Source organism: Diaphorobacter caeni (assembly GCF_015354245.1).
Taxonomy (GTDB): Bacteria; Pseudomonadota; Gammaproteobacteria; order Burkholderiales; family Burkholderiaceae_C; genus Diaphorobacter_A; species Diaphorobacter_A caeni.
Window position 1 is genome coordinate 40,366 of record NZ_JADKYZ010000006.1, and the last position, 14,261, is coordinate 54,626.

At 65.0% G+C, this 14,261-nt stretch carries 8 protein-coding genes and 1 tRNA gene; 3 read left to right on the forward strand and 6 right to left on the reverse strand.

What is annotated here, in order from left to right; genetic code table 11:
* Positions 1-100: 100 nt before the first annotated feature.
* From ISG32_RS15505 to ISG32_RS15520, 4 genes are all read right to left on the reverse strand, one after another.
* On the reverse strand, positions 101-1,246 hold the full coding sequence (locus ISG32_RS15505; RefSeq protein WP_228529855.1) for an ABC transporter substrate-binding protein: 1,146 nt from the start codon (positions 1,244-1,246) through the stop codon (positions 101-103).
* A 365-nt stretch (positions 1,247-1,611) separates the two neighbouring features.
* Positions 1,612-1,688 (reverse strand) — tRNA-Arg (locus tag ISG32_RS15510).
* 126 nt (positions 1,689-1,814) lie between these two features.
* Positions 1,815-3,692: a M14 family metallopeptidase gene (locus ISG32_RS15515; RefSeq protein WP_194771942.1), complete on the reverse strand. Its 1,878-nt coding sequence runs from the start codon at positions 3,690-3,692 to the stop codon at positions 1,815-1,817.
* A 235-nt stretch (positions 3,693-3,927) separates the two neighbouring features.
* Positions 3,928-5,862, reverse strand: coding sequence for a DEAD/DEAH box helicase (locus tag ISG32_RS15520; RefSeq protein ID WP_194771943.1), 1,935 nt, complete (start codon positions 5,860-5,862; stop codon positions 3,928-3,930).
* A 259-nt stretch (positions 5,863-6,121) separates the two neighbouring features.
* On the opposite strand from ISG32_RS15520, the gene ettA reads away from it, so the two are divergent.
* The gene (gene ettA / locus ISG32_RS15525) at positions 6,122-7,783 is read left to right on the forward strand and encodes an energy-dependent translational throttle protein EttA (RefSeq protein WP_194771944.1); all 1,662 of its coding nucleotides are present in this window, start codon (positions 6,122-6,124) and stop codon (positions 7,781-7,783) included.
* Positions 7,784-8,020: 237 nt separating this feature from the next.
* Positions 8,021-10,702 carry a DUF1631 family protein gene (locus ISG32_RS15530; protein WP_194771945.1) on the forward strand — a complete coding sequence of 894 codons (2,682 nt, stop codon included), beginning with the start codon at positions 8,021-8,023 and terminating at the stop codon, positions 10,700-10,702.
* Positions 10,703-10,733: 31 nt separating this feature from the next.
* Here ISG32_RS15530 and ISG32_RS15535 read toward each other — a convergent pair whose 3' ends face one another.
* Both ISG32_RS15535 and ISG32_RS15540 read right to left on the reverse strand, forming a co-directional pair.
* Positions 10,734-12,155, reverse strand: a complete 1,422-nt coding sequence (locus ISG32_RS15535) for a TAXI family TRAP transporter solute-binding subunit (RefSeq protein WP_407645068.1) — start codon at positions 12,153-12,155, stop codon at positions 10,734-10,736.
* Complete coding sequence (locus ISG32_RS15540) at positions 12,152-13,186, reverse strand: P1 family peptidase (protein ID WP_194771946.1); 1,035 nt, start codon at positions 13,184-13,186, stop codon at positions 12,152-12,154. Before ISG32_RS15540 ends, ISG32_RS15535 begins: the two co-directional genes overlap by 4 nt.
* A gap of 210 nt (positions 13,187-13,396) precedes the next feature.
* On the opposite strand from ISG32_RS15540, the gene ISG32_RS15545 reads away from it, so the two are divergent.
* Positions 13,397-14,239, forward strand: a complete 843-nt coding sequence (locus tag ISG32_RS15545) for a MetQ/NlpA family ABC transporter substrate-binding protein (RefSeq protein ID WP_194771947.1) — start codon at positions 13,397-13,399, stop codon at positions 14,237-14,239.
* Positions 14,240-14,261 lie beyond the last annotated feature (22 nt).

Genomic DNA, 14,261 nt, shown 5'->3' on the forward strand with positions numbered 1-14,261 from the left:
GTTGATCGTTGGCGTGGGGAGTGTGAGAGTGACCGCCGCGATCAGCGGATCGCGCGCGCGGCGGTCGGTGCGGTAAAGATGTCGGTATCGCCCAGTCGAATCACTGCGCGATGGTGTAGCGGCCTTGCTTGGTCACGCTGATGATCGGCTTCTGATCGGCGTCGTAGCCAGCGGGCTTGCCAGCCTTGTCGTTCACGCGGCGGAAGGCGAAGGCGCCGGTCGCGCCGGTGTGCTTCACGGTGGCAAGCGCATCGCGCAGCGCCTTGCGGTCCGCCTCGATCTTGCCGGTCAGCTTGATGCCCTTGAGCGCGGCGGCGGCGATGTAGATGCCGTCATAGGCCTGCGCGGCGAACTGGTCGGGAGCGGTCTTGTACTTCTGCGTGTAGCTTTCCATGAACTTGGTGTTCTCGGCGGTCTTGTTTTCCGCAGACCAGGGGCTGCCCACCCACAGGCCGTCGCTCGCGCCCTTGGCGAGGTCGAACACCTTCACCGAGTTCATGCCGTTGCCGCCGATCACCGGCACGTTCAGGCCGATCTGGCGCGCCTGCACCATGATCGGCGCACCTTCGGCCATCAACGCCGACAGCACGATGGCGTCGGGATTGCTGGCCTTGATCTTGGTGAGCTGAGCCTTGAAGTCCACGTCGCCCTTGGCGAAGGTCTCGGTCGTGGTCACGGTGATGTTCTGGTCGGCCAGCGCCTTCTTGAAATTGTCGTAGCCGCTCTTGGTGAACACGTCGTCGTTGCCGTACATGACGGCGACCTTCTTCACGCCAGCGGCCTTGACGGCGGCCTTCACGGTTTCGGGCAGCACGTCGGCTTCGGTCACGGCGTTGCGGAAGGTGAAGTCACCGATCGAGGTGATGCCGTCGGCGGTCGTCGATGTGCCGAACGCGGGAATCTTCGCCGCCTGCGCAATCGGGAAAGCCGCCTGCGCGGAGTTCGACAGCGTCGGGCCGAAGATCATCAGCACGCGGTCCTGGAAGATCAGCTTCTTGAAGACGTTGATGGCTTCTTCCTTCTTGCCCTGTTCGTCTTCCACCACCAGCACCAGCTTGTCGCCGTTCACGCCACCGGCGGCGTTGATCTGCTCGACAGCCAGCTGCTGCGCATTGCGGATCGAAATGCCATACTGCGCGGCACCACCGCTCAAGGCCTCGGCCGCGCCGATCTTGATGTCGGCCGCCTGGACAGCGGTCGCCGCGCCGATTGCGGACAGGGCAAAAGCCAGTGTGCTGATCTTCATAGTCGTTGTCTCCATCTTCCGGAAATTGAGTGCCCCGCCGCCAGCCAACAGTGGGCGAGGGTGCGGGTCCATGAGCGGGCAGTTCCGACAGGCCGAAGACGGTCGGAAAAACGGACTGGAATGATGGCAAGGGAAGGGAGTGCGCGGGCGGACTAATTTTCCGGAGCGCGTGGAAATATAGTTGCCTTGCGTTCGTGCGCATGGACGAAGAGAGGATGGAATGGCGCTCGCGACCCTGCTTTCCTGGCGTGAGAAAGCGTGCGCAAAAGTGCGAAGAAAGCGAGAAAGAGGTGCCGCAAAGGCGAGGAAGGCGCTTGCTTGGGCCTATGTTGCCGGAGGCGGTGACGGCATTGGGTGCGCGGCATTGGCCTGCCCAGAGGGACTCGAACCCCCGACCTATTGCTTAGAAGGCAATTGCTCTATCCAGTTGAGCTATGGGCAGTCAGTGTCTTGCGCGGTGGGAGCTGCCCAGAGGGTGTCCAACCGATGACAACCGTCAATCATACCTGCCCGGCAGCGTCGCTGACGGCTGCGGGGCGGGATTTGTGGATTTGACCGGGTTTGGGGGTCAATCCGTGTCTTCGAACACCAGCGGGGGCACGGTCATGATGCGGGCGACGCTGTCGAGGTGGTCGATCAGGTGGTTGGCGAAGTAGCTGCTCTGCGAGTCGGGCTCCAGAGCGGCGATGGCGATGTTGGCCATGGCCTGGTTCAGGGGCACGTAGAAGCTGCCTTCAGGGATGTCGATGGCGCTTCGGGTGGGGGTGACGCTCACGCGGGTGATGGGGCCACCGCCTGCGACCGTGCCGCGCACGTCGGGGCGATCAGCGGTGCTGCGGCTGTTTTCCACGTAGGTGTCGGCCAGTACGTTGCCGGATTCGGCCACGCGCATGATCTGCACGCCAAGCATCTGCAGGCGCTCGACGGCGGTGCTCGATTGGGCCGAGAGCCAGTAGCCGCAGGGGCGTGGGCGGGTCTTGAGGGTGCGCAGGTGCAGCGAGGAGTTCCAGTCGACGTTGAGTGTCGTGTCGGCGCCGGTGTTCGGGTCGAGCATGGTGACGTCGCGCTTTTCGGGCGTCTGCGCGGCTTCGATGACGACGCTGCCGCGGCAGGCTTGGGAGGAGATTTCGCGGGTGACGAAGGAGCGAACCTGCTGGAGTTCGCTGGCGCGCTCGGAGGTGGTGCGCAGGGCGGCACCGATGGCGGTGACCTGGGCGTGGACGCGGCGCTGGATGTCGTTGCGCTCCATGCCGACGCCGCGTGTCTCGACGAGCAGGCTGACGGCGTTCTTCAGACCGTTGACGTTGCGACCGGTGTCGGGCTGCGCGCCGCCCATCGACAGGCTGCGGTCCGACAGATCGGTGGAGGTGGTGTAGTACCAGTCGGCGGTGAGCTGCTGCTCCTGCAGTGACTTGCGCATGGGCTCGAGATACCACTGGGTCGCGGCCTTGGTCACGAATTCGGGCATGTTGGCGGCGGTGGCGTGCTGGAGCAGCGCGTCGTACTTCTGCACCGCGTTGAACTTCTGCAGGTAGCGGCCGACGACGGTGTATTCGTGCGCGTCGATCATGGCGATCGGGCGGTAGGCGTTGGAGAGCTTGGCGAGCGCCTGTGCTTCGGGTGTGTTGAGCAGCAGGTGGTCGCGGTTCATGTCGACGCCGTTGGAGGTCACGCGCTGGTTGGCATCGGCGCCATCGGGGTTGGCGCGCGGCACGATGACCACGTTGATGCGCTGCAGCAGCGGCTCGAGCAGCCCCTGTGTGAGTTCACGGGCGATGATGAGCAGCGCTTCCGAGCCTGCGGGCTCGTCGCCGTGCTGCTGGCCGACGAGCATGATGGTCGGGCGCTTGGAGTCTTCCAGCGCGTCGGGTGAGGTGCCCGCGGCCTGGGTGATGATGAGCGCCTGCAGCGGCACGCCGTTCTGCGAGGAGCCGATGGTTTGGACCTGCGCGTGCGTGCGGCCGGCGCTGACGGCGGCAAGCTGGTTCAGCCAGTCGGAGAGTTCGTTGTTGGTCGTGAAGGCGCGTCGTCCCGGCTGGAGGCCGGGGGTGGCGTAGCGTACGTCGGGTACGGGAAAGCGTGCGGCGACGAGCGGGTTGTAGGGCAGGTTGGCGGCGGACTGCGGCTCATCGACCGGGTTGGGCGACAGCGGCGAGCGGGTGACCGTGCCTGTCTGCACCTGCTGCTGGTCGGCCTGCTGTGACTGTGCAGGGCGCTGGGTGCCGAGCTGGGGCAGAACCTGGCGCTGCGGCGTCTGCTGCGGGGCGGGGCGGGCACCGCTCGTGGAGACCGTGCCGGGATTCGCTGGCCACGGCGGCAGGGGCGTGCTCGTGCAGGCGGCCAGCAGTGCGGCGGACATCAACACGCCAAGCCGCAGGGAGAGCGCGGTGTGCCGCTCGGGAGAACTGGGCTGGGCTACAGGGGGCAATTTGTTGTTCTGTGTCATGTTGATGGGGTCGCTAACGGACCAGAAAACTCATTTGTGGGCGCCGATGTTACCCCTCAGGGGGTTACAACCGAGCGGTTTGCACTGGCGGAGCGGCCAAGTCGCGGCGAATTCTCACAGGATCGGATCATTTGCCACGAGTTGGACGACAAATGTTGACGATCTGTCGTCTGTGCGCCGAATGGAAAAAGCCCGGCGCGGGGCCGGGCTTGAGCGTCAGTCAGGACGGGAGGGATCAGCGGCCATTGCCACCGAAACGGCCGCCGCGGTTGCCACCGCCGCCGCCGAAGCCACCACGGTTGCCGCCGCCGAAGCCGCCACCACCATTGCCGTTGCCACCACGGAAGCCACCGCCGCCGCGACGGCCACCGCCGCCCATGCTGTCGACGCTGGTGCGCATCGGATCAGGCTGACCACCCGCGCCGCGCGCATTGTGACGGCCACCACCGCCCAGATGACCCAGCTGGGTGCCGAGGTGGGCGTTCTCGCCGCGTGGCTGGCTGTCGTCATGGCGACGACCGCCGCCATTCCCGCCACCGTTTCCGCCGCCGTTTCCGCCGCCGAAGTTGCCACCGCCATTGCGGCCACCGCCTTCGCCGTCCTGGCGACGACGGGCACCGCCGTTGTTGTTCTGCAGCGCCTGGCCGGGACCGCGGCGTGGACCGCGTCGGCTGTCCTCCCGCTGGCCCTGACCTTGTCCTTGACCTTGACGGTCGCCCTGGCGGTCACCGTTGCGCTCGCCGCGAGGCTGAGAAGGGCGGCGCTCGGCGCGTGCGGGTTGCTGCATTGGCAGGCCGTCGTCGTCCAATTGGACGGCTTGGCCTTCGGCAGCGCCGGGGCGCTTGCCGCCGCCACGTTTGCCGCCGCGCGCATCGCCCTGAGTGGCCTTGTTGGTGCGGATGCGCTCCATCATTTCCTGACGGGCGGCCTTGGCGGCTGCCTGCATCACGTCGCGTCCCGGAGGCTTGCCGGCTCCGCCCCAGATGGTCTGGCGGCCCATGGCGATGGGTTCGGCCTTCTCGTCGGGCGCGGGGCCGAAGCCTTCGATCACCTGCACAGGGATTTCCTGCTTGGTGAAGCGCTCGATTTCCATCATGAAGCCTTCTTCGTCCATGCAGACCAGGCTCACGGCGTGGCCTTCGCGACCGGCGCGGCCCGTGCGGCCGATGCGGTGCACGTAGTCTTCGGAGACGTTCGGGATTTCGTAGTTCACGACGTGCGGCAGGTCGTCGATGTCGATGCCGCGCGCCGCGATGTCGGTGGCCACGAGTGCGCGGATTTCACCGCTCTTGAACTCGCTGAGCGCCTGCGTGCGTGCGCTCTGGCTCTTGTTGCCGTGCAGCGCCATGGCCTTCACGCCGTTCTTGGTGAGGTAGTCGGCGACGTTGTTGGCGCCGAACTTGGTGCGGGTGAAGACCAGCACCTGGCTCCAGTCGTTCTCGCGGATGATGTGCAGCAGCACTTCCTTCTTGCGACCGCGGCCGACGGGGTGGATCACCTGCGTGATGCGCTGCACCGTGGTGTTGCGGGGAGTGACCTGGATGGACATCGGATCGCGCAGCAGGCCGTTGGCCAGCTCGCGGATCTCGTCGCTGAAGGTGGCCGAGAACAGCAGGCTCTGCTTGTCCTTGGGAACCAGCTTGAGGACCTTCTTCACGTCGTGGATGAAGCCCATGTCGAGCATGCGGTCGGCTTCGTCAAGGATCAGGATTTCGACCGTGGAGAGATCGAGGAAGCCTTGCTGCTCCAGATCGAGCAGGCGGCCGGGAGTGGCCACCAGCACGTCGACGCCGCGCTTGATGCGGTCGATCTGCGGCTTCATGCCCACGCCGCCGAAGACGACGCAGGAGTTCATGTTCAGATGCTTGCCGTAAGCGCGCACCGACTCCTCGACCTGAGCGGCCAGCTCGCGGGTGGGGGTGAGGACGAGGGCGCGAATGCCCTTTCCGCCAAATTTGTTGGCAGGTGCGGTACCCTTGGCGAGGCGCGTGAGCATGGGCAGCGTGAAAGCGGCCGTCTTGCCGGTGCCGGTCTGGGCGCCTGCCAGCAGGTCCTTGCCGGATAGCACTGCGGGGATTGCTTGCTCTTGAATGGGAGTAGGGTTCTGATAGCCCTGTTCGGTCACGGCTTGCAGAATAGCCGGGTCCAGCTCTAGTTCGTCAAATGTCATTTATTTTCGATTGGCGCCCATCCGGGGCGCTGGGTATCAGCCTGTTCCAGAAGACTTGCGGGTCGTCTGGCCAGCTCACAAGGCGGATAAGGTTTTAAGAGTGGGAGCGTGGAAAAAAAGCTTCCCTGTCCCCAGCTGTTGTGCTGTGGCCTTGAGGCAAACTGGTACCTTTGGCTACGGATATTGTCTCATGGACTGATAATCCGGGGTTACGCGCGAAATTATGGCGCTTTTTTCCTGACTTCTGAACAACTAATTCATGGCTCAATACGTTTTCTCGATGAATCATGTCACCAAGACTGTGCCGCCCAAGCGACAGATCTTGAAGGACATCTCCCTCAGCTTCTTCCCTGGCGCCAAGATCGGCGTGCTGGGTCTGAACGGCTCTGGCAAGTCGTCGCTGCTGAAGATCATGGCCGGCGTGGACAAGGAAATCGAAGGCGAGGCCATCCCGATGCAGGGCCTGTCCATCGGCTACCTGCCTCAGGAGCCGCAGCTCAATCCTGAGCACACCGTGCGTCAGGCGGTCGAAGAGGCGATGTCCGAAGTGAACAACGCCAAGGCGCGCCTCGAAGAGGTGTACGCCGCGTATGCCGAGGAAGACGCCGATTTCGACGCGCTGGCCGCCGAGCAGGGGCAGCTCGAAGCCATCATCGCCGCCGCCGGCACGGATTCCGAGCACCAGCTGGAAATCGCCGCCGACGCGCTGCGCCTGCCCGCATGGGACGCCATCGTCGGTCAGCTCTCCGGCGGTGAAAAGCGCCGCGTGGCGCTGTGCAAGCTGCTGCTGTCCAAGCCCGACATGCTGCTGCTCGACGAACCGACCAACCACTTGGATGCCGAATCCGTCGACTGGCTCGAGCAGTTCCTGCACCGCTTCACCGGCACCGTGGTGGCCATTACCCACGATCGCTACTTCCTGGACAACGCGGCCGAGTGGATTCTCGAACTCGACCGTGGCCACGGCATTCCCTACAAGGGCAACTACTCCGACTGGCTGATCCAGAAGGGCAACCGCCTCGAGGCCGAGCAGAAGGGCGAGGAAGCCCGCGCCAAGGCCCTGAAGAAGGAGCTGGAGTGGGTGCGCCAGAACGCCAAGGGCCGTCAGGCCAAGTCCAAGGCGCGTATCGCGCGCTTCGAGGAACTGAGCGACTACGAATACCAGCAGCGCAACGAAACACAGGAAATCTTCATTCCTGTGGCGGAGCGTCTGGGCGCGCAGGTCATTGAATTCCATGGCGTCTCCAAGTCCTTCGGCGACCGCATGCTGATCGATAACCTGTCGATGAACGTCCCCGCGGGCGCCATCGTCGGCATCATCGGCCCGAACGGCGCCGGCAAGTCCACGCTGTTCAAGCTGATCGCCGGCAAGGAGCAGCCCGATTCCGGGACCGTGGTGATCGGCAAGACCGTGAAGATGGCCTTCGTCGACCAGCACCGCGACGCGCTGGCCAATGAAAAGACCGTCTGGGAAGATATCTCGGGCGGCCTCGACATCATCAACGTCGGCAAGTTCCAGATGGCTTCGCGTGCCTACGCGGGCCGCTTCAACTTCAACGGCCAGGACCAGCAGAAGAAGGTCGGCAATCTCTCCGGTGGTGAGCGTGGCCGTCTGCACCTGGCCAAGACGCTGATCCAGGGCGGCAACGTGCTGCTGCTGGACGAGCCATCCAATGACTTGGACGTGGAAACCCTGCGCGCGCTGGAAGATGCGCTGCTCGAATACGCGGGCACCGTGATGGTGATTTCCCATGACCGCTGGTTCCTCGACCGCATCGCGACGCACATCCTGGCCGCCGAGGGTGACTCGCAGTGGGTGTTCTTTGACGGCAACTATCAGGAATACGAAGCCGACAAGAAGAAGCGCCTCGGCGAAGAGGGCGCGAAGCCCAAGCGCGTGCGCTACAAGGCACTGAAGTAATCAGTTCTGGCGCATGTGAATGCGCTTTGAGATAGAACAAAACCGAATCGAATGGGGGCGCCTAGTCGGTTCGGTTTTTTGTTGCAAGTTGCAAAATAACTGTTTGCTTTTGATAGTTAAATTTAACTACACTCTTGTAGTGAAAACCTCAAATTTGAAGGGTCAAAACCCCGTTTTCGAGGTCTGCAGGTAGTAGCATTAACTTAAAACTACTTACATTATTCAGCCCCTCGCGTCATGTCCCTGCCCGCTTCTCGGTCCACTGCGGTTTTTCGCGCTTGCGTCGTCAATGCCGTCAGGGAAAGCGAGGCGCTGATGTCGCAATTGATCCGCAGCACGCGTGCGGATCTCAGCGAGGCCGAACAGAAGGCCAGCGGCATTCAGGAGCGCATGCATCTGGGCGACGCTCTGCGCGCGCTGGACCAGCAGGAAGCCACGCTGCTCAAGAGCTACCCCATGGCGCTGCTGGAGACGTTCTCGGACGGCGGCGGATCGGCCGGCAAATCGCGTGCGGCGCTCGATACCGGCATGGATTTCGGCGAGCTCACGCTGGTGGACGACAACGAGGTGATGGCGCAGGTCGAGTTGGCCCGTGCGCAGCAGATCGCCAGCCACGCGACCGATGCGGCGCTGGCCGAACTCAACACGCTGGTCAGTTCCGCACAGGGCTTCTCGAACGTACAGCCCGAGCGCAACCCGTTTCGCCCCGAAAACTACATCCGCGCCCTGCAGCGCGCGGTGGACGACTGTCAGGTCTCGAGCGAAACCCGCCACTTGTGGATCGAGCGCATGCGCGAGGTGATGGGAGCCGAACTGACCGCCGCCTACAAGCGCGTGAGCGAAAGCCTGCGCGAACATGGCGTGACGCCGGTGGGCTACACCGTGGCGTCGGCGGCTGGAATGCAGCGCAGCCACGGTGGCGCGCAGGGAGCGGTGGCACACACGGGCTACGGCCACCCCCAGACCCAGACCAACTTCGCGCCGCCCATGGCGTCCGGTCCGCATGGTGGCTGGAGCGCGACCGGGCTCGCGCCGGTCGCCCCCACGGGTTACGGCCAGCCGATGATGGCCGCACCCAGCGATCCGCAGGAGGCGATTCTGGCGGCGGGCATCCTGCGGCAGATGCTCGCTGCGGGCGGCGACCCGTTCGCGTACGACGTGGTGCAGCCGATGCATCGCGCCATGCCGATGGCGCAGCAGGTGGTGCAGCAGCAGGTGCAGCAGGTGGCGATGAACCCGGGCCACGCGGCGCAGATGGGCTATTCGAGCGCGCAGGCGAACGAGGCGATGGAGGACATCGCCCAGCTTGAGAAACTGGTCGGACGTCTGTCCGGCAGTCTCGGCGGTGCTCAGCCGATGCAGGCCATGCCGATGGCGCGCCCGGGCGATATGCCTGTCGCGGCGGCCACCAACTGGCAGCAGGACGTGTCGGTGCCGGGCAACCTGTCGGCCTACGGCAGCCTGTCTGCACGCACGGCGACCGAGGTGCTCAGCCGCATGATGGACCACATCGCGCAGGACTCACGACTGCTCGCTCCGGTGCAGCGCGCGGTGCAGAACCTCGAGCCCGCGCTCAAGCAGCTGGTGCGCCACGATCCGAGCTTCTTCTCCAACGAGCAGCACCCGGCGCGGCGTCTGCTCGACGATCTGACGCAGCGAAGCCTCACCTTCACCGATCCGGAGTCCAAGGGCTTTCGCAAGTACATCCAGCTCGTCAATGCGGCCGTGCAGCATCTGGCCACCGTGCCGGTGCATGATGCAAGCGCCTTCGAGCATGTCTCCGGCGCGCTCGAAAGCGCCTGGAACACGCAGGTGCAGCAGCTGCGCCGCCAGCAGGACAACGAACAGAAGGCGCTCGCCGAAACCGAACGGCGGCAGATGCTCGCCGCGCGTCTGGCCAAAGATTTTCACCAGCTGCCCGAGGCGCGCAGCGTGCCGCCGGACATTCTGGAATTCATCACCGGCGTCTGGTCCGGCGTGGTGGCCAAGGCGCAGTGCGACGCCGTGCAAAGCGGCGGTCAGCCCGGTGGCGATCCGCATGACTATCTGGCCATGGTGCCGCAGATTCTCTGGTGCGCCCAGCCCAGCCATGCTCCCGAAGACGCGCAGCGCATGCTGCCGCTGCTCGCGCCGATGCAGTTCATCGTGCGTGACGGACTGCGCAGCGTCGGTCAGCCCGACCAGAACATCGCACTTGTGCTGCAGCGCCTGTCGGGGTTGCAGAACCAGGTGGCCCAGAGCGCTGCGGAGCTCCAGGCCCGCGCGCCCGTCGTGGATGCGGCAGTCGATGCTCCGATGGAGTCGGCGGTGTCGGCTCCGATTCCTCCAGAGCCGGTTTCGGTTCCTGCAGCAGTCGCACAGGCCGCGCCAGAGCCCGTTGCGCCGATGGTCGAGAAGCGCCGCTTGCGCTCCTTGACCGAGACGCCCGCGCAGACTTTCTTTGGCGAGCCGGAACCGCTCCCGACTTCCGTCGTGGCCGATCCGGTTCGACAGCCCGAACCCGGGCCAGAACCTCAGCCCGTGCCGCAACAGCAAGCGCCAGCCGCCGCAGTGCCGCAGCCGCTGGATGTCAGTGCCAGCGTGCCGCTGGAGACGATGGCGGGTGCAGTGGACAGCGCGGTCGGTTCGGGTGGTTCAGGCAATGGCACGGGATTCGAAGTCGGCCAGTGGGTTGAGCTCACGACCCATCAGCGCACCGTCAAGACCCAGCTCACCTGGGTCAGTCCGCACAACACGCTGTTCCTCTTCACCGCGCTCGATGCGAGCACGCAGTCGATGACGCGCCGCATGCTCGACAAGCTCCATGCCGAGGGCATGATCCGCAAGCTCGAGGATCAGCGCGTCGTGGCCCGCGCGCTGGGCGCCGTGGCGGCGGATGCCAAGGACTCCAAGCTGCGCAGCAGCAAGAAGGTCGCCTGACGAGCCTGACAAGCCTGATGAGGCTGACGCGTCAGGCCACCGACGAGGCGTTGCCGCCACTGCCGTCGCTGATGCGGTTGTCAGCTTCGGTGGACGCGGGTTCCTTGGCTTGCCCGCTCCGGTACGTCACCCGCTTGCGCACCAGCTGGATGTGGTTGCGCAGGGCATACAGTTCTTCGGCGTAGGACAGCGGCACGCTGATCTTTTCGACCTGGGACTCGAGCTTGTCGAGTTGCGCGAGCAGTTCCTTGCCATCGAACGTGCCGCTTTCCATCTCGTCCTCGATCTCGCGCAGCTTGCCGTACCAGCGGAACACGCGCGAGCGCACCCGGAACTGGTAGAGCGGCGGAACGATGCGCGACAGCGGCAGCATCACCGCGATCAGCAGACCCATCACCAGCCACATGCGTTCAATGAGGTTGGCGATCCAGAACGGCATGTAGCGCTGCAGCGAGGGCGTGGGCTCGTTGATCGCGCGCTCGGCCTCCTTGGCGATCGGCAGTTCGGCGTGCAGCGTGCTTGGAAACTCGCGTGCGCGGTTGAACCAGCCGGCCTTGCCGTGGATGATCTGCGCGTTCTGCGCAAACAGCGTGAGCAGGGCGGGGTGGGTTCCTTCGCGCGCCAGCAAAGACGTGGTCGACGCCACCAGCCGCACGTCGCGCGTGGGCACGTTCTTGGCCAGATCGACCACGCCGCGCGGCAGAGTGACCGGCGTGAGAAACGGAAAGCGGCGGCTGTAGGCCTCATTCTGGGAAAAGCTCAGCAGGTGCACGCCGGGTGTCTGCAGCAGCATCTGGACCATCAGCGATTCGGGTGCGGACGCGAACACGATGGCGTCGAGTTCACCATTCAGAAACGCCACCGTCGCGGGCGTCTGGCCCAGTTCGCTGAGCGTGAGTTCGCCGAGCGCGATGTGGTTGGCGTCCAGCAGTCGCTCCATGAGCATGGGAAGGCCGCTGCCCGCCGAGCCCACGTTCACGCGCATGCCGCGCAGCTGGTGCAGGCCGTCAAGGCGCTCGCTGCGGGTGAATTTCTTCGCCGATTCGGCGCGGTAGAACAGCCAGACCGGCTCGACGAACAGGCTGCCGAGCGAGACCATGTCGTCACTGTCCTCGGGCTTGAGTTCGCCGCTGCCGCCCTGCACAAAAGCCAGATCGACCTCGCCGTCGCGCAGCAGTTGCAGGTTGGACGAGGAGCCTTCGCTTTCGACCAGCTTGACCTCGATGCCGTCGGCCTTGAGCGCCTGCTGGTAGCGCTTGCCGAATTCCTCGTACGCGCTCTGGCTTGGACCGGTGGCGAGCGTCACCGTTTTGGGCGGCGTCGGTTTGAGCCACCAGTACGCGCCGATCACCAGCGCCACGCCGAGCACGGCCAGCGGCCCGGCGGAGACCAGCAGATCGCGGATCGACAGCAGCAGATTGCGCAGGCCGCGCGACATCTGGGTGACGGTCATGCCGCTGCCTCCGCACGCCAGTCGGCAAGACCTGGAAGCACCGTTCCGTCGGGCAGCGTGATGGAGCGCGCCGCCCGCACGGCCTGCTCGGTCGCGAGCGCAACGGCTTCGGCGGCCATCGCCGCGAGCACCAGCATGCCGGGGTTCTCATCGACCTGCCCGGTGCCGAGCGCGAACAGCGTGTCGCCGTCGGTCATCGTGTGCACCGGATTGATGCTGCGCGCGAGCCCGTCATGGCCCACCGTGGCCAGACGCGTGGCCTGCACCTTGGTGATCCGCGCATCGGTGGCGATCACCCCAATGGTCGTGTTGGTGCCCGCGAGCAGCGCACGCGGAGCATCGCCCGAAAGCAATGCGCGACGCGTGTCGCGCAGACGGCGTCCATCGTCCGTGCGCGCGCCGGCCAGCGGCCTGGCATCCTGCGGCGAGATCACGTCGCCGACCGCATTGCAGGCGATCAGCGCGCCGACGGTGACGCCGCCCACGCGCACCGATGCGCTGCCGATGCCGCCTTTCATCGCGTTGTGCAGCCCGAACATCTTGCCGACCACGGCGCCTGCGCCAGCGCCCACGTTGCCCTGCTCGACGGCGGCGCGTGATGCAGCCGCGCAGGCCGCATGGCCGGCCGCCGCATCGGGGCGGATCTTCATGTCGCCCACCGTCAGATCAAAGAGCACCGCCGCGGGCACGATGGGCACGAGCCCCACGCCCACGTCGAGCCCGATGCCTTGCTCTTCCAGCCATCGCATCGCGCCGGTCGCCGCATCCAGCCCGTAGGCGCTGCCGCCGGACAGCATGACCGCGTGCACCTGCTGCACGAGATTGCACGGCTCCAGCAGGTCCGTCTCGCGCGTGCCCGGCGCCGCGCCGCGCACATCGACGCCCGCGACCGCACCCGCGCGCGCAATGACGACGGAGCAGCCAGTGGGGCGGCGCGGATCGGTGAACTGGCCCACCTCGATGCCGGCCACATCGGTGATGCAGCCGCGAGGGGTAGAGGGGGAGGGGAGGGAGTGAGGGCTGGGTTGCATGGCGATTCGATTATCACGCCGGCACTTGTGAGGCCCGGTGTATGCGAGCAATCGAATGTTGCGGCATCTCTTGGATCCTCGAATAGTCTATATGTGAAATTGGAATATTCATCATGTTTTATATTATTTTGAGAAATCAAGACGAGTCGACATACTCCGTATCCATCCATAGACACATAGGCCCTTGCGAGGGCACCCGGAGAATTCTGCATGAGCTTGGTTTCGACATCCCGCCGTTCCCTGTTGACCGCCGCTGCGTCGGTGCTGGCGGTCTCCGCCGCCTCGCTGGGGCTGGCCGGCGGCGCGCTGGCGCAGGACGCCGGCAAGAAGCAGTTGATCATCGGCGGCACGGCCGGGTCCAACATCGACCAGTTGCAGTCCGGCATCGTGCCGCTTCTGCAGAAGAAGGGCTACAAGGTCAAGCTGGTCGAGTTCAACGACTATGTGCAGCCGAATCTGGCGCTGGCCGATGGTTCGCTGGACGCGAACTTCTTCCAGCACGAGGTCTACTTCAACCAGTTCAAGGGCGACCGCAAGCTCGATCTGGTGGCGCTGACGCAGGGTCCGATCGCGCCGATGGGCATCTACTCGAAGGCCCGCAAGTCGCTCGCCGAGGCCAAGCCCGGTGACCGCATCGCGCTGCCCAACGACGCCAGCAATCTGGCGCGCGCGCTGCTGCTGGTGCAGCAGGCGGGACTCATCAAGGTCAAGACCAATGTGAACCCGCTGCGCATCTCGGAGCTGGACATCGCCGAGAACCCGCACAAGCTCAAGTTCGTGCCGCTGGAGGCCGCGCAGCTGCCGCGCTCGCTCGACGATGTGCAGTACGCCATCATCAACGGCAACTTCGCGATCTCTTCGGGCCTCAAGCTGCAGGATGCCGTGGTGCTCGAGAAGACGCCCGATCACTATCTGAACATCGTCGCGGTGAAGACCAAGGACAAGGATGCGCGATGGGCCAAGGACCTGGCCGAAGCATTCCATTCTGCTGATTTCAAGACGGTGGTCGACACCAAGTTCGCGGGTTACGCGAAGCCTGTTTTCCTGCAGTGATCCGCGCTCTCTGCAAGCCATA